This window comes from Leifsonia sp. (genome assembly GCF_051955155.1).
Taxonomy (GTDB): Bacteria; Actinomycetota; Actinomycetes; order Actinomycetales; family Microbacteriaceae; genus Leifsonia.
The window spans coordinates 1-16,274 of sequence record NZ_JBQCGZ010000118.1; the positions used below are offsets into that span (position 1 = coordinate 1).

General features: G+C 70.6%; 11 protein-coding genes and 1 pseudogene. 10 read left to right on the forward strand and 2 right to left on the reverse strand.

What is annotated here, in order from left to right:
* The 6 genes and pseudogenes from ACTHMF_RS12710 to purH all read left to right on the forward strand — a co-directional run.
* Positions 1 to 364 (forward strand): annotated as a pseudogene (locus ACTHMF_RS12710) (ADP-forming succinate--CoA ligase subunit beta); the annotation flags it as partial.
* A gap of 18 nt (positions 365 to 382) precedes the next feature.
* Positions 383 to 1,270 (forward strand): succinate--CoA ligase subunit alpha, encoded by an 888-nt coding sequence (gene sucD / locus ACTHMF_RS12715; protein ID WP_440318038.1) that lies wholly within the window; start codon positions 383 to 385, stop codon positions 1,268 to 1,270.
* A gap of 137 nt (positions 1,271 to 1,407) precedes the next feature.
* Positions 1,408 to 2,799 (forward strand): hypothetical protein, encoded by a 1,392-nt coding sequence (locus tag ACTHMF_RS12720; RefSeq protein WP_440318040.1) that lies wholly within the window; start codon positions 1,408 to 1,410, stop codon positions 2,797 to 2,799.
* 167 nt (positions 2,800 to 2,966) lie between these two features.
* The gene (locus ACTHMF_RS12725) at positions 2,967 to 4,283 is read left to right on the forward strand and encodes a cell division protein PerM (protein ID WP_440318042.1); all 1,317 of its coding nucleotides are present in this window, start codon (positions 2,967 to 2,969) and stop codon (positions 4,281 to 4,283) included.
* A 40-nt stretch (positions 4,284 to 4,323) separates the two neighbouring features.
* Positions 4,324 to 4,917: a phosphoribosylglycinamide formyltransferase gene (purN, locus tag ACTHMF_RS12730; RefSeq protein ID WP_314149351.1), complete on the forward strand. Its 594-nt coding sequence runs from the start codon at positions 4,324 to 4,326 to the stop codon at positions 4,915 to 4,917.
* Positions 4,914 to 6,494: a bifunctional phosphoribosylaminoimidazolecarboxamide formyltransferase/IMP cyclohydrolase gene (purH, locus tag ACTHMF_RS12735; RefSeq protein WP_440318044.1), complete on the forward strand. Its 1,581-nt coding sequence runs from the start codon at positions 4,914 to 4,916 to the stop codon at positions 6,492 to 6,494. The genes purN and purH overlap by 4 nt, the downstream gene beginning before the upstream one ends.
* Positions 6,495 to 6,553: 59 nt before the next feature.
* Here the strand turns inward: purH and ACTHMF_RS12740 are convergent, their stop codons facing one another.
* A complete protein-coding gene (locus ACTHMF_RS12740) occupies positions 6,554 to 8,665 on the reverse strand; it encodes an acyltransferase family protein (protein WP_440318046.1) in 2,112 nt (703 codons plus the stop codon).
* 78 nt (positions 8,666 to 8,743) lie between these two features.
* A complete protein-coding gene (locus tag ACTHMF_RS12745; RefSeq protein ID WP_440318048.1) occupies positions 8,744 to 11,953 on the reverse strand; it encodes a glycosyltransferase in 3,210 nt (1,069 codons plus the stop codon).
* Between the two features lie 93 nt (positions 11,954 to 12,046).
* On the opposite strand from ACTHMF_RS12745, the gene ACTHMF_RS12750 reads away from it, so the two are divergent.
* The 4 genes from ACTHMF_RS12750 to ACTHMF_RS12765 are packed head-to-tail and all read left to right on the forward strand — an operon-like array spanning position 12,047 to position 16,266.
* Complete coding sequence (locus tag ACTHMF_RS12750) at positions 12,047 to 13,495, forward strand: glycosyltransferase (RefSeq protein WP_440318090.1); 1,449 nt, start codon at positions 12,047 to 12,049, stop codon at positions 13,493 to 13,495.
* Between the two features lie 10 nt (positions 13,496 to 13,505).
* Entirely contained in the window at positions 13,506 to 14,132 is a 627-nt protein-coding gene (locus tag ACTHMF_RS12755; protein ID WP_440318049.1) for a hypothetical protein, read from the forward strand.
* Positions 14,122 to 15,225, forward strand: coding sequence for a DegT/DnrJ/EryC1/StrS family aminotransferase (locus ACTHMF_RS12760; protein ID WP_440318051.1), 1,104 nt, complete (start codon positions 14,122 to 14,124; stop codon positions 15,223 to 15,225). The genes ACTHMF_RS12755 and ACTHMF_RS12760 overlap by 11 nt, the downstream gene beginning before the upstream one ends.
* 9 nt (positions 15,226 to 15,234) lie before the next feature.
* Positions 15,235 to 16,266 (forward strand): glycosyltransferase family 2 protein, encoded by a 1,032-nt coding sequence (locus tag ACTHMF_RS12765; RefSeq protein ID WP_440318053.1) that lies wholly within the window; start codon positions 15,235 to 15,237, stop codon positions 16,264 to 16,266.
* Positions 16,267 to 16,274: the final 8 nt, after the last annotated feature.

The window sequence follows — 16,274 nt, forward strand, 5'->3', positions numbered from 1 at the left end:
CGTCGCCTACGCGGGCGAGAAGCACAAGGGCGTCAAGCCGGCCAACTTCCTCGACATCGGGGGCGGCGCCTCCGCCGAGGTCATGGCCGCCGGCCTGGACGTCATCCTGAACGACCCGCAGGTCAAGAGCGTGTTCGTCAACGTCTTCGGCGGCATCACCGCGTGCGACGCGGTCGCGAACGGCATTGTGAAGGCGCTGGAGATCCTCGGCGACGAGGCGAACAAGCCGCTGGTCGTCCGCCTCGACGGCAACAACGTCGACGAGGGCCGCCGCATCCTCACCGAGGCGAACCACCCGCTGGTCACCCTCGCTCTCACCATGGACGAAGGCGCCGACAAGGCCGCCGAGCTGGCCGCGAAGTAAGCAAGGACGTACAACAGAATGTCTATCTTCCTCAACAAGGACTCCAAGGTCATCGTCCAGGGCATCACCGGCGGCGAGGGCACCAAGCACACCGCCCTGATGCTGAAGGCCGGCACGCAGGTCGTCGGCGGCGTCAACGCGCGCAAGGCAGGCACCACGGTCACCCACGGCGACGTCGAGCTCCCGGTGTTCGGGACGGTCGTCGAGGCGATTGAGAACACCGGCGCCGACGTGTCGATCATCTGCGTGCCGCCGGCGTTCGCGAAGGACGCGCTGGTGGAGGCCATCGACGCCGAGATCCCGCTGCTCGTCGTGATCACCGAGGGCATCCCGGTGCAGGACTCCGCCGAGGCCTGGGCCTACGCCAAGGAGAAGGGCAACAAGACCCGGATCATCGGCCCGAACTGCCCCGGCATCATCACCCCGGGTGAGTCGCTCGTCGGCATCACCCCGGCGACCATCACCGGCAAGGGCCCGATCGGACTCGTCTCCAAGTCCGGCACGCTGACCTACCAGATGATGTACGAGCTGCGCGACCTGGGCTTCTCCACCGCCATCGGCATCGGCGGCGACCCGGTCATCGGCACCACCCACATCGACGCGCTCGCCGCGTTCGAGGCGGACCCGGAGACCAAGGCCATCGTGATGATCGGCGAGATCGGCGGCGACGCCGAGGAGCGTGCGGCCGACTTCATCAAGGCGAACGTCACCAAGCCGGTCGTCGGCTACGTCGCCGGCTTCACGGCTCCCGAGGGCAAGACGATGGGCCACGCCGGCGCCATCGTCTCGGGCTCCGCCGGCACCGCGCAGGCGAAGAAGGAGGCCCTGGAGGCCGCGGGCGTGAAGGTCGGCAAGACCCCGTCCGAGACCGCAGAGCTGCTGCGCGAGGTCTACGCGGCGCTCTGACGCATCCCCGTCGACGGGCCGGACTCCTGCACGGGGTCCGGCCCGTTTCGCGTTCTCCACAGCCGCGAACACGGGCCTGCCCCCTCGCCCTCCGGCGGCGCTACAGTGTGCACACCGCCGAAGGGAGGGGACGTCCGATGCCACGCCTGACCAACGCAGAGCTGCTGCAGCGCCTCGCCGCGCTCGAGGAGGAGAACGCCGAGCTCCGGGGTCGTCTCGGCACCGAAGGCGACGGCACGGAGCCCCTGGTCGGTGCCGCGCCCGCTCCGGCCCTGGCGCACAAGCGCGGCTGGGGATGGACGCTGCTCGCCGTCGTGCTGATCGTGATCGGCGCGATCCTCGCCCCCGTCGCGGTCGTCGCGTCCTGGGCGAAGCTGCAGCTCACCGACACGGACGCGTTCGTCGCCACCTACGCGCCGCTCGCCCACGATCCGGGCGTTCAGGCGTACGTGACGGATGAGGCGGTGAAGGTGATCGAGGACTCCGTCGACATCCCCGCGCTCACCTCGCAGGTCGTCGACGGCATCACGAACCTCGGCACCGGCCCGGTGGCCACCAAGGCGCTCGAGGCGCTCAAGGGACCGCTGGCGGACGGTATCCTCTCGCTCATCCACACCACCGTCGGCAACTTCGTGGCGTCCGACGCGTTCGCCCAGGTCTGGCAGGAGGCGCTGCGCGCGTCGCACACGCAGCTCGTCGCCACGATGCAGGGCGACCCGCAGGCGGCCATCACGGTCGGCTCGGACGGCTCCGTCGGGGTGCAGCTCGGGCCGATCATCGACAGGGTCAAACAGCTGCTCGTCGAGCGCGGCATCACGTTCGCGTCGCAGATCCCCACGGTGGATCGCACGATCACGGTCGCGCAGAACTCGTCCATCCCCACGCTGCAGGTGTTCTACGGCGTCGCGGTCGCGGCGGGCGCGTGGCTGCCGTGGGTGGCCATCGGACTGCTCGCACTCGGGGTGGTCGTGGCCAGGCGCCGTGCGCTTGCGCTCATCGGGGCGGCCTCGGCGCTCGCGATCGCGATGATCGTCGTGGTCGCCGGGATCGGGATCGGCCGGCTGGTCTTCGTCGGGTCGGTCTCTCCGGGGCTGATCCCGGCCGGGGTGGCGCAGACGGTCTTCGGAACCGTGGCGACGCCGATGCGGGACACCGGGGTCGCCGTGCTCGTGCTGGCGATCGTCGTCGCGGTCGTGGGCTGGTACGCCGGTCCCTTCGGGGTGCCACGGCGCCTCCGCGGCTTCTTCGGCTCGGGTGTGACGTGGGTGCGGACCTCCGCGGAACGGCACGGCATCACGACGGGCAAGGCGGGCGAGTGGATCTACGCGCAGCGGGTCCTGCTGCGCGCGGCCGTCGCGGTCATCGCCGCCGCGGTGGTCCTGTTCGTCCGCCCGCTGACCCCGGCCCTGATCATCTGGACGCTCGTGATCGCGGCGGTCGTGATCGCGGTGCTCGAGCTGGTGCAGCGGCCCGTGATCACCGTTCCGGAGCACGCGGATGACGACACCCCGATCATGACCGTCTCCTGAGCGCCGAAGTGTCGCCGGGTGGGCGGCGCGCGCTCCCGGTAGGCTCCATCCGGTCATGAATCGCACAACTGTCGCCCTGCTCGCCGCGTTCTCGGCCGGGTGCTGCCGGTCATGAATCGTGCAATCGCCGGGCTGGTCGCCGCGTTCCGGGTGGGGTGCTGCCGGTCATGAATCGTGCAACCGTCGCACTGCTCGCCGCTTTGGAGGCGGTCATCGTCGCCGCGATCGGCCTGGCGATCTGCCTGGTGCCGCTGACCGTGCTGTGGGCGGCGCAGTACCAGCTCGGGGCGTCCTTCCTCGTCGTGTGGCGCGCCGCCGCCGACATCTGGCTCGTCGGCCACGGCGTGAACCTGACCATCGCGCTCGACCCGCAGACCGTCGCCACTCTCGGCCTGCCCGGTGCTGCCGTCCCGTTCCAGGTCACGATCGCGCTGCTCGGCTTCGCGGTGCTCACGGCCGGCCTCGGCGTGCGCACGGGGATGCGCGCCGCCGAGACGCCGTTCCGGGCGACGGGCGCGCTGAGTGCGCTCGGCGCGTTCCTCGCGATCGCGGCGCTCGTGACCCTGACCGCGGGCAGCGCACCGGTCCAGCCCTCGCTGTGGCAGGGCGTCCTGCTGCCGCCCTTCGTCTACGGTCTCGGCATCGGGGCCGGCTTCGGGTTCGCCGCGTTGCGCTCGCCCGCGCGCGACGATGCGCAGGACTCGCGCGCCGCGCCGACCGGTGTGCCGGAGCGGGACCCGGCGACGGGCGCCGACCCGGCCGCAGGCGCCGCCGGGCCCGCCCTCGTCGCCGTGCGCGACCGCGTCGCGGCCATCCCCGCGCCGGTGCGCGCCGGAGCGCTCGGCGCCGTGCGCGCCGGAAGCGCAGCGACCGCCATCGTGATCGGGATCGCGGCCCTCGTCCTCGCCCTCCTCATCTTCGGCAACTACGGGACGATCATCAGCCTCTACGAGCAGCTGCAGAGCGGGGTCGCGGGCGGGATCGCACTCACCGTCGCCCAGCTGGCCTTCCTGCCGAACCTCGTCGTCTGGCTGGCGTCCTGGCTGATCGGTCCCGGTTTCGCGATCGGCACCGGCTCCGCCGTGAGCCCGATCGGCACCGCGCTCGGGCCGCTGCCCGGCCTGCCGCTGTTCGGCGTCATCCCCGCGCACGGCTACAGCTTCGGGCTCGTCGGCATCGTCGTGCCGCTGCTGGCCGGTTTCCTCGCCGCCGCGCTGCTCCGCGGCACCGGGAGGGCGCAGCCGGACGGGCCGCTCGCCCTCGTGCTCACCGCGGCGGGCATCGGCGTCGTCGCCGGGATCGAGCTCGGGCTCCTCGCCTGGTGGTCGTCCGGGGCGCTCGGCCCGGGACGGCTCCACGATGTCGGCCCCAACCCGTGGCTGGTCGGCGCGCTCGCCGCGGCCGAGGTCGCGGTCGCCGCGGCGATCGGGCTGCTCGCGGGGAGCAGGGTGGGCGGCAGGGCCGGAAGCGCCGGGCGGCGCTGACCGGTCGGAGCGCGCCTCCGCGGGTGGGTAGGCTTGTCGCGTGCTCTCGATTGTCGTCCTGATCTCCGGCGGTGGCTCCAATCTGCGCGCTCTGCTGGAGGCGGCGTCCGACGCCGAGTTCCCCGCGCGCGTCGTCGCGGTCGGGGCGGACAGGGAGGCGGATGGCTTCGAGCACGCCGAGGAGTTCGGCGTGCCCGTCTTCACCGTCCCGTTCACCTCGTACGACAGCCGCGAGGAGTGGGGGGATGCGCTGCTGGAGCAGATCCGGCAGTGGCAGCCCGACCTCGTCGTGCTCTCCGGCTTCATGCGCCTCGTGCCGCCGCGCGTCGTCGAGGCGTTCTCGCCGTTCCTGATCAACACGCACCCGGCGTACCTGCCCGAGTTCCCCGGCGCGCACGGCGTGCGGGACGCGCTCGCGGCGGGCGTCACCCAGACCGGCGCGAGCCTCATCATCGTCGACAACGGTGTCGACGCGGGCCCCGTCATCAGCCAGGAGCGCGTGCCCGTGCTGCCGACGGACACCGAGGCGAGCCTGCACGAGCGCATCAAACCCGTGGAGCGGCGGCTGCTCATCGACGCCGTCCTCGACATCGCCAACGGACACATCGACCTCAAGGAGCTTTCCCGAGCATGAGCGGACCCCGTCACGACGCCAGCCTCTACCGCGAGCGGGATGTCGTCCCCATCCGCCGCGCGCTGATCTCGGTCAGCGACAAGTCCGGTCTGCTCGACCTCGCGAAGGCGCTCGCGGACGCGGGCGTCGAGATCGTCTCCACCGGGTCCACCGCCCAGACCATCCGCGACGCCGGGCACCCGGTGACCGATGTCGCGAGCGTCACCGGTTTCCCCGAGTCGCTGGACGGCCGCGTCAAGACGCTGCACCCGGCCATCCACTCGGGCCTGCTCGCCGACCTGCGCCTCGCCTCGCACGAGGAGCAGCTGAAGGACCTCGGGATCGAGCCGTTCGAGCTGGTCGTCGTGAACCTGTACCCGTTCGTGGAGACCGTCGCCTCCGGGGCGGTCGGCAACGACGTCGTCGAGCAGATCGACATCGGCGGTCCCGCGATGGTGCGCGCCGCCGCGAAGAACCACGCCAACGTCGCCATCGTGGTGTCGCCGGAGGACTACGCCGACGTGACCGCCGCGGTCGCCGCGGGCGGCACCAGCTTCGAGCAGCGCCGCGGCCTCGCCGCGAAGGCCTTCGCGCACACCGCCGCGTACGACGGAGCCGTCGCCGCCTGGTTCGCGGGCGACGCCCCGTCCACCGACGATTTCGCCGAGCGCTTCGAGGTGCGCGCCGAGCTCACGCAGACCCTGCGCTACGGCGAGAACTCGCACCAGGCCGCCGCCCTGTACGCGGACCCGACCGGGCGCGGCATCGCGCAGGCGACGCAGCTCGGCGGCAAGGAGATGTCGTACAACAACTACGTGGACGCGGACGCGGCTCTGCGCAGCGCCTACGACTTCCAGGAGCCGGCCGTCGCCATCATCAAGCACGCGAACCCGTGCGGGATCGCCGTCGCCGACGACATCGCCGAGGCGCACCGCAAGGCGCACGAGTGCGACCCGGTCTCCGCGTACGGCGGGGTCATCGCGGCGAACCGCACCGTGACCCTCGCGATGGCCGAGACGGTCAAGGGCATCTTCACCGAGGTCCTCATCGCACCGGGCTACGAGCCGGAGGCGCTGGAGCTGCTGCAGACCAAGAAGAACCTGCGCATCCTGCAGCTGCCGGAGGGCTACGCGCGTTCGCTCACCGAGTTCCGGCAGATCTCCGGCGGCGTGCTCGTCCAGGACAGCGACCGCTTCGACGAGTTCGACTCCTCGACCTGGACGCTCGTCTCGGGCGAGGAGGCGGACGCGGCGACGCGCGCCGACCTCGAGTTCGCCTGGAAGGCCTGCCGCGCGGTCAAGTCGAACGCCATCCTGCTCGCGAAGGACGGCGCCTCCGTCGGCGTCGGCATGGGCCAGGTCAACCGCGTCGACTCGTGCAACCTCGCGGTCAGCCGCGCAGGCGAGCGGGCGTCCGGCTCTGTCGCCGCGTCGGACGCGTTCTTCCCGTTCGCGGACGGCCCCGAGATCCTGATCGCCGCCGGCGTCTCCGCGATCGTGCAGCCGGGAGGCTCCATCCGCGACGAGGACGTGATCGCGGCGGCGAAGGCGGCCGGCGTCACGATGTACTTCACCGGGGAGCGGCACTTCTTCCACTGAGCGGATGCGGCCGGTCGCGGCGTCTTCGCGGCCGGCCTTCCGGCCGCGGCCGGCCCGCCTCAGGCTGCCGGCTTCTCCTTCAGCCCCGTCAGCTTCAGCACACCGGCGCGGAGGTAGGGAGCCAGCGTCCGGGTGTAGCTCGAGGTCAGGTGATTGGCGTCGCGGTAGACGATGACGTTGCCGATCACCGGGTCGCACTCGTCGCTCAGGCAGAAGTACGGCGTGAGGTCGAGCAGGACCGCGTTCGGAACCTTCCGAACCGCCTCCGGCTGGCCGTCGAAGTAGTGGAAGGCGCGCTCCTCGTCGACGGCGCACGCGTCGCCGGGGTCGCCGGGATGCGCGTCGATGCACGAGAGGTACGCCGGGTTCGGCCGCGGATTGTCCCGGATCGCCACGATCTTCGTGCCCCGCGCCGCCACCGGAGCCCACACATCGACGAAGCCGTCGACGACGGACTGCTGGACGGTCTTGCCGGGGGAGGCGACAACGTCGGTGGTCGCCGAGTAGCTCGTGATCACGACGTCGTACGGGGCGACGGACGCCAGTCGCGCCCCGACCTTCGCACGCCAGGCGTCGCAACTGCGCATCCAGTCGGCGGTCTGCTTGATGGCGACAGTCGACCAGGTGCATCCGGTCTTGCCGTACACATCGAAGTGCCAGCGGTTCTTACGCGCGAGGGCACGGAGCGCGGCGAGGTACTGGTTGCTGTGGGAGTCGCCGACTAGGGCGACACGGAGTGCCGCTCCAGTGGACGGCCCCTCGGAACAGACCTTGAGTCGGTCGTCCCCGTTGCGGCTCCAGCAGTCGATGGAGTTCACGTCGTCGGTCGGGGCTGCCGCGGTCCCGGGGATCAGTCCGCCCTCCCAGTCGACTTCGCCGCACCCCGCCGCCGCGAGGCTTCCCGCACCCAGGCACGTGCTCGAGTCGAGAGCGGCCACGGCCTTCGCACGCTCGCTGTCGATGCGTCCGGTGGTCGTCCCAGCGATGGCGAGGGAGGCTACGAGCACAACGCTCATCGCCGCCGCAGTGGCGAGGAGCGTGTACCGCGGACGCCCGAGGAAGCCGATGCCGCGGCGCAGCGGCTCCTCGATGAACCGCTTGGTGAGGGCGGCGAGGACCAGGGAGAGGACGAGGACGCCGGCATGCCCCGCGAGGCTGAGGCGGCCGAGCACCGCCAGACCGAAGACGATGAGCGGCCAGTGCCACAGGTACAGGCTGTACGAGATATCGCCGAGGTACTGCACGGGCCTCAGTTCGAACAGACGGCTCGGAGCCCAGGGGACCTCGGGTGATCCCGCTACGATGACGGCGACTGTACCTGCGGCGGGGAGCAGCGCTGTCCAGCTGGGGAACGGGACGGCCCCCGTGTAGAAGGCGAGAGCGGCTGCGATGGCCGCAAGGCCCGCCCAGGAGAGCGCGGCACGCGCACGGGGTGCGGTCTCCGACCGCGCGAGCAGGACGGCGACGATCCCGCCTGCCGCAAACTCCCACGCGCGCGTCTGCGTGGCGAAGTACGCCGGGCTGGGATCGGATGCCGTCAGCGCTACGCTGGCGACGAGTGAGGCCGCGAATACTGCGCCGAGAACGCTCAGGAGGACCGCTCGGCGGCGCCACGGCGCGAGCCGGGATGCGACCCATCCACCGGCCACCAGGACGAGCGGCCAGACCAGGTAGAACTGCTCCTCCACCGAGAGCGACCAGTAGTGCGTGACGGGGCTTGCGATGTCGGTGTTCTGCGCAAGATAGTCCACCGAGTGGACAGCCAGGTACCAGTTCTCGACGTAGAAGGTGGAGGCGCCGATCTCCTGGAACACCTGCGGCCAATTGCGCTCGGGGAGCACCAGGATCGTCAGCGCGGCGGTGACGAGGAGCACCAGCAGCGCAGCGGGCAGCAGGCGCCACGCACGGCGCGCGTAGAACGCGGCGAACCGGATGCGGCCCTCTGTCGCCCACCCGCGCAGCAAGTGGGACGTGATCAGGAAGCCCGAGATGACGAAGAACACGTCGACGCCGACGAAGCCCCCGCGGAGTACGCCGGGATAGAGGTGGTACACCACGACGCCGGTGACGGCGACCGCCCGCAGTGCCTGCAACTCGGGGAGGAAACCGCTTCGCCGTGCATCGCGCCTCGTCGTCGGCTGCTGGGTCTCGAGCATGGCGGGTGCGGTCACGACTCTCTTGCGGTGGACAGGACGGTTCACACTAGCAAGAGTGGACGCCCCTGCTCGACCGAGACGTGATGCGTCGGCTCAGGCGAGCGCCTCGCGCAACCGCTCCGCCTCCTCCTCGGTGAGCAAGCCGGAGAGGTCGGCGGGTTCATCCGCACTGTCCGTGAGACGCAGCACGACGTCGCCGAAGCGCGCGAACTGGTCGTCGAAGGCGGCGCCGACGGCGATGACGACGTTCTTGGCTCCGGGCTGGATGTCAGGCTCGCCGTCGAACGCGAAGTGCACTACCGCATCGTCGAACGCTCGGGTCCTGCGGTAGCGGGTGGAGGCGGTGTCGACGATCAGGTGGGCGTCGAGCCTCCCCAGCGCGGCGATCACCTCCTCGACCAGCTGAGCGCGCGCCTCCGTGCGGCCGTCGGTCGGCGACAGGTACGGGCGGCGTATGGCGACTCGTCTGCGCGGAGCATCGGGTTGGCGCACGGTGACGGGCTCGGTGCCCTGCGTGAGACCGATCTCCCCTGGCCGCGTGCCACGCGGCGCGAACGAAACGGTCGCGAGGCCGAGCTCCGCGTACCGCCAGGCGTCCGATACCGGCAACGAGCCCGCCCAGCGCTGCCAGAAGCGGGCGCGGTTCGGAACGGTCCGCGCGCCGCGCCCCTGCGAAACGCTCTCGTGGTGTTTGACCCTCGAGCCGGTCGACGTCGTGAAGGCGCCGCCGATCTCCTCGCCGAGACGAAGGCACAGGTCGACGTCTTCCATCCCGTTCGCGAAGAGCTCGTCGAATCCCTGCACGCGCGCGAAGTCCGCCGAACGGACGGCGAGGCTCGCGGCCGTCGCCGCGGAGAATCCGGAGAGCGCGTCTTTCGACAGGGCCAACGCATCCTCGATGGGGTGATCGGTGAGGAAGTGCCGCGGCAGAGTGTTCGGACCGTCGAACACGGTTCCAGCGGTCTGAATGGTGCCGTGGCCGTAGATGAGAAGCGACTGGGCGCCGACGGTGTCCGGCTCGTCGAGCGTTGCGAGCAGCGCATCCAACCACCCGTCGGTCACCTCGGTGTCGTTGTTGAGGAACACGACGCGGGATCCGACCGACTGCGTGAACGCGAGGTTGCAGCCGCCCGCGAAGTTGAGGTTCACCGGCGACACGATGAGATTCACCAGCGGGTTGGCACCGTAGAGGGCGCGGAGAATCCTGCGCACCGGCGGCGCCGATCCGTTGTCGACGAGCACGATCTCGTACGCCGTCTTGGTGCGCGCAGCGAAAATGGAGTCCACCGCGGCAACCGTGCGGCGCCAGTCGTTGTATGTCAGCATCAGGATGGAGACGACGTCGTCCGACCGCTGGGCGCACGCGGCGAGGGCGGCATCCCAGCGGGTCCCGGTGACCGCGTTGCTCGGCTGACGGGTCAGGGTCGTCGCGATGAACCGGCCGGGGCGCTCGTACAGGCTGCGGGGGTCGGTGAAGCCGGACCCGTCGATCGGTGCGGCGAGCAGCGCGTCCGGGTCGACGGTGGTCGAGGGCACCATCGCGGTGGAGTCCTCGTGCATCGCGTCCGTCCAGACGCGGGCGAGGCTGTCGCCGCCATGACCGGCGACGTAGCGCACCGCGGCGGCCGCTGGCTTCCCGGACACCGCTCCCGCCCACTCCGGCTCGAAATCCGCCGAAGGCGCGAGACCGGCGGCGAGACCGGTGGACAGGAAGTGTCGGGCGGCGTCGAGGTCCGTCGCGAAGCGCTTGCCCGCGAGCACGCCGTAGAAGTCCTTGTCGACGAGTCCGCGCCGCACGAGAGCGAGGGCGACCGCCTGGTCCTTCACCAGGGTCGTCATGGGGCGGGGCTGCTTCGCGGCACCGGGCGCCACCACCTGCGACGGTGCCCCTGGAGCGGGGCTCGAACGGCGAGACCGACGCTCGGACTCCGCACGCAGCACGCGCTCAGCGCCGCGCCGCGCGCGCCGGCCCAGGTTCACCAGGCGCCGACCGGGACCGACCACGCGGGAGCCGAGGCGGTACTCGAGGGTCTCAGCGCGCTGGTGGACGCGCGCACGCACCCAGTCCAGGGCTCTGCCGGACTCGCTCATCACGCCGCCGAGCAGGAGAGGAGTCCTGCCCGAGGTGCGTCCTCCTCCGCCGAGCGCGCCGAGCCGGTCGATCAGTGCGTCGATCGCCCGGTCACCGCTGACGAAGCCGAGCGCGCGCTCGCGAGCTCTGGCGCCGTGCCGCGCGATGGCGGTGCGGTCGTTGGCATAGACGGCGAGGGCGACCGCGAGGTCGTCGGGGTTGCCCGGGGTGAAGAGATAGCCGGTGCGCCCGGAGTCGATCAGCTCGACGGTGCCCCCGGAGCGCGCGCCCACGACGGGCTTGCCGAGCAGCATGTACTCCAGCGTGGTGCGGCCGAACGCCTCCATGGTCGACGGGGTGACCGCGATGTGCCCCTTCGCGACGATCGATGCCACATCGTCGGTCGGCGGAAGAATCGTGACCCTGTCGCCGACACCGAGACGGTCGGCGAGGTTGCGCAGTTCGTCGCGATAGCCGGTGGGGGCATCGGCGCCGACGAGCGTCAGCTGGGCCTCCACTCCCGCGGATGCCAGGCGTTGCACGGCCTCGATGGCGACGGCCTGACCCTTGGAGACGGAGATCGTGCCGACGCAGACGATCGCGAGAGCGACGTCCGCTGACGGCGCGTTATCCTCGGCCGCGTCCGGCGCCGCGTCGGCCGGGACGGCGACCGGGGGATAGGAGACGACGGCGCGCGTGCCCGGCGCGAACGATTCGATGTGGTCCCTGACCGCCTCCGAGTTCGCGACGACTACATCGGAAAGTGTCGCGATGTCACGCCAGGTCGGCTCCGCGCCGAACTCGAACTCCAGGCCGTGGTCGAGATCGCCGAACTCGCGGACCAGCCATGCGTGCGGCGTGCCGGTGACGGAAGCGGCGACGGCCGCCCAGGGGTTAACGATCGTGTTGGTGACGACCAGATCCACCTTCTCGCGCGCGATCAGGTCCGTGAACCGCTGAAGCGCCTGAGCGTTCTGCCGCTGATAGCGCAGGATGCGCTCGCCCTCGTCCGGGGCCTTGCGAAGCACCCACGGAAACGACGGGATGCGTGTGACAGCGAAGCCGCGGGAGATGAGCGCAGGCGCGAGCAGGCCGTCGGTCGCGGGGACGACGAAGACGAACTCGACCTCGGGGTCGCGTTCCCTCCACCGCTCCGCAATGGCGATGATCGACTTCTCCGCACCCCCGAGTGTCTCGTACGCCGGACTGTGACAGTTGACGAGGACACGCACAACAGAGACTCTAGCGGGAGCCTCACCGCTAGACTCGTCGGGAAGATCACGGGCCGGACCGTCGCCCGTCGTGGCTCAGTGAGGAAACTGTCCGTGAATTCGCGCCCCGGTGTCACCGTCGTCGTGCCCGTCTACGGCGACCTCGAGTCGCTCTCCGCCTGCGTCGAGGCGCTCAAGACCACTGTCGACTTCTCGCGGCATGCCGTGATGCTGGTCAATGACGTCGGACCTGACGCCGACGAGATCGAGGCAGCGCTGCTGGAGGCGATCGACGGTCTCGACGGTTTCGAGTATCACCGCAACGCGCGCAATCTCGGGTTCGTCGGCACGTGCAACCGCGCGGCCCTCGAACTCGACCGCAGCGACCGCGACATCCTGCTCCTCAACAGCGACACCGTGCCCACGCCGGGCTTCGTCGATGCGATGTCGGATGTCCTGTACGCGGACCCGCGGCACGGCGTCGTGACGGCGCGGAGCAACAGCGCCACCATCGCGAGCCTGCCCTACCGCCTCGCCGACCCCGCTGCGGGGCGCGACATCGAGCGCACCCGCCTCGTGTATGACGCGATCGTGTCGTACCTGCCGGACTACACCGTCCCGCCTGTCGCGATGGGATTCTGCTTCCTCACCCGTCGCGAACTGATCCGCAAGTACGGCTTGTTCGCCGAGGAGTTCGCGCCCGGTTACGGTGAGGAGAACGACTACTGCCTGCGGCTCAACCAGGCCGGCTACCTGTCGGTGATGACCAACCGGGCCCTGGTATTCCACGAGGGCTCGAAGAGCTTCCAAAGCGTCGGCAGGAACGAGATCCGTGACGCGCACGAGCGGCTCCTGGACCGCAAGTACCCCTTCTACCGTCGGGCGGTCCGCAACTACAACTACTTCGGCGTCCGTGCGGCCGAGTGGTTCGCCGACCTCCTCGTTCCGCGGGACGGCCGCCGGAAAGCGGAGGTCGATCTGCGAGGACTCGCCACGGCCATCCCCGAGCAGAGTTTGAGAAGCGTTGCGCTCGCGGGGCTCCGCCGCGATCTCATCGAACCGCTTGCCGCAGGGTTCGAGGTGCAGGTCGTCGCCGACCCCGAGGATGCCGTGCTGGCGGGTCTCGACCCGGCTGTCGTCCGGCTGGTGTCGTCCACGCCGGATCCTGTCGAGATCTTCGACGTCGGTGTCGTGCTCGCCGACGGAGTCCGGGCGGATCAGTTGACGGCCGCGAACCGGAGGCACTTGCGCTGGGTCGGCCTCACCCTGCTCGACGCGGTGCCGATCTCATGGCGGCGCGTCTCAGAGCTGGCCGAGGTGCGCGTTGCGGCCAGCGACCTGGAAGCTCACGCCGACGGCTGGGTCCGGCTGCACGGCTCGTCGGGACCCGAGACCATCGTGCGCGGCGAGCCGGCGGCCGGCGCGCCCGCCGAGGCCATCGCCGACCTCGTTCACGGCACAGACGACCTCTCGACGACCGTGCCACGACTGGAACGGCGTTGGTCGCACCTCACAGCGGTCGAGGCCTACCTCGCCGGACGGCCCGCGAAGCCCGCTCGCTAGGATCGAACGCATGCTCCCTCCCATCGGCATACTCGGGGCCGGCGGTCAGGCTCGCGAACTCGCCTCTTTCGCCGCGGGGCGCACGATAGCCTTCCACGCCGTCACGGCCGATCACATCGCGCGCGCGGGCGACGCGATCGCCTTCGAGGATGCGACGGAGGAACAGCGCGCCACCCCGGTCGTCGTGGCGGTCGGCGCGCCCGGCGCGCGCCGACGACTGGTCGGCCTCTGGCCAGGTGAGGCATTCGCGACGGTCGTCGCCGCGCAGAGCGTCGTCGGCGATCGCGTGGAATTCGGCGGAGGCACCTTCGTCGCCCCCGGCGCCGTCGTGACGACGGATGTGCGGGTCGGACGGCACGTGATCATCAACGTCGGCGCCACGGTCTCGCACGACACGAGTGTCGGCGACTTCGTCACGATCGCGCCCGGCGCGCACATTGGCGGGAGCTGCCGCATCGGGGACGGCGTGGTGGTGGGCATCGGCGCCAACATCCGCAACGGCGTGTCCGTCGCCGCGGGTGTCGTCATCGGGGCGGGGGCCGTCGTCGTCCGCGACATCCCGCAGGAGAACGCCGTCGTCGCCGGTTGCCCGGCGCGCCGCTTGCGCACGGCGGAAGGATGGGCCGATGAGCTTTGAGATCCCCCTGATCCGCGCCGACTTCCCTCCTGTCGAGGATGTGGCCGCCGACTACGAGGTCATCATGGCCTCCGGCCGGTTCAGCAACTTCGGGCCGCGCGAGCAGAGGTTCCGCCAGGGGATCGCGCGGCGGCTCGGCGTCCCCGGGGTCGCTACCTATTCGAGCGCCACCATCGGGCTGGTCGCCGCCCTCGCGACCCTGGTCGGAATCGGCGACGGCCGCAGGCGCATCGTGTTGCCCTCGTTCACGTTCGCCGCGGCCGCGCAGGCCGTGGAGATGCTCGACTTCGTGCCCGCGTTCGTCGACGTCGACGAACGCACGCTGTCCGCCGACCCTGATCGCATCCGCGACCTCATCGAGGACGGTCCGACAGCAGGCCTGCTGCTCGCCAACCCCTTCGGCATCGGCTCCGCGGCAGCGGCCGACTGGGAGCGTGTCGCCGTCACCGCACAGCTACCGCTGATCATCGACTCCGCCGCCGGATTCGGGGCGGAGTACCCCGACGGGTCTCCGGTGGGCGGCCATGGCGATGCGGAGGTCTTCTCGTTCCACGCGACGAAGCCCCTTGCCGTCGGCGAGGGGGGCGCCGTCACCACCGCGGACGAGGACCTGGCGGACCAGTTGCGGTCCGCGAGCAACTTCGGCTTCGACGGCGGGAGGGAGTCCGTGCGGTGGGGTCTGAACGGCAAACTCTCGGAATTGCACGCCGCCATCGGTATCCGTCAGCTGGACCGGCTCGACGGCATCCTCGCAGAGCGGCGCCGGGTGCTCGGCTGGTTCTCCGAAGCGCTCGGCCGTCACCGCGTCCCCGACAATGTCGAGCGGTCGACGCTCGCCTTCCTGCCACTGATCCTCGACGAGGGTGCCGATCGGGACGGCGTCGTCGCCGCCCTTGCCGCGGAGGGCGTGGAAGCCAGGACCTACTATGCCCCTGCTCTGCACCGGCACCCGCGCTTCGCGGGAGCACCCAGGGGACCACTCGATGTGACCGAGCGGATCGAGGACCGCGTCGTCTCTCTGCCCGTCCACGAGGGAGTGACCCGTGACGTGGTCGCGCGGATGGCGCGGGTTCTGAACGAATCGGATTGGTAGGGTCTAACGGTGACGAATGACGCCAACACGGTGCCGAAGGGTCCGCGCCGGCCGAAGCGCCGCGACGTGATCGACGAATTGGTCGAGGAGCAGCGGAGGCTGCGGGAGCAGATCGCGGCACTCACGGCCCTCGTGCAGTCGACGGTCGTCAGCGATCTCCGCGGGGTAGACACGCACCTCGACATCGGCCTCACGGGGATCCGCGAGTCGGCGGCGGCCTTCGAGGGCGAGGTGCGAGACGCGCTCGAGAGGGTCGGTACGCGTCTGAAGCGCGTCGAGGAGACCGTCGAGCGCAACAAGCTCCTGCTCCACTCGGGCAGGGACGCGACGGCAAGCGCGACCGAGCGGCTCGAACTGGCGCGCTCGGAGAGAGGCTATGGGGATGCGTGGACCGAGGAGAACCCCCTCGTAACGGTGCGCATCGCCACCTATCAGCGCACCCACGAACTGATGACGATCTCGCTGCCCTCGGTTCTCGCACAGACGCACGAGAACATCGAGGTCCTGATCGTCAACGACGGCCCGAACCCGGAGACGGAGGCGGCCGTGCGCGAACTCGGCGACCCGCGCGTGAACTACAGCGCATTCCCGCACCGCTGGAGCTACCCCAAGCGGCGCTCGCACCGCTGGTTCGTCGCGGGATCGCCTGGCATGAACGAGGGCATCCGCCGGGCCGCCGGCCTCTGGGTCGCGCCCTTGGACGAGGACGACGCGTTCGAGCCGGACCACATCGAGCGGCTGCTCGCGCTCGCGCGTGCGTCGAAGGCCGAGGTCGCCTACGGGGCCTTGATCCAGCACAACCAGGTGGACGGCTCCGAAGCGCGGATCTTCTCCTGGCCCCCGGAGCGCGGTGGCTTCAGCTTCCAGGGGGCGCTCGTCCACGGCCGCCTGCGGTTCTTCCAGTACGACCAGGAAAGCTGGCTCGTCGACGAACCGGGTGACTGGAACCTCGCCCGCAGGATGCTCGCTGCGGGCGTGCGCTTCGCCGCGGAGGACGAGATCGTCGGTCGCCTGAACTGGACACCGTACTCGCATAAGTGAGGCCGCGG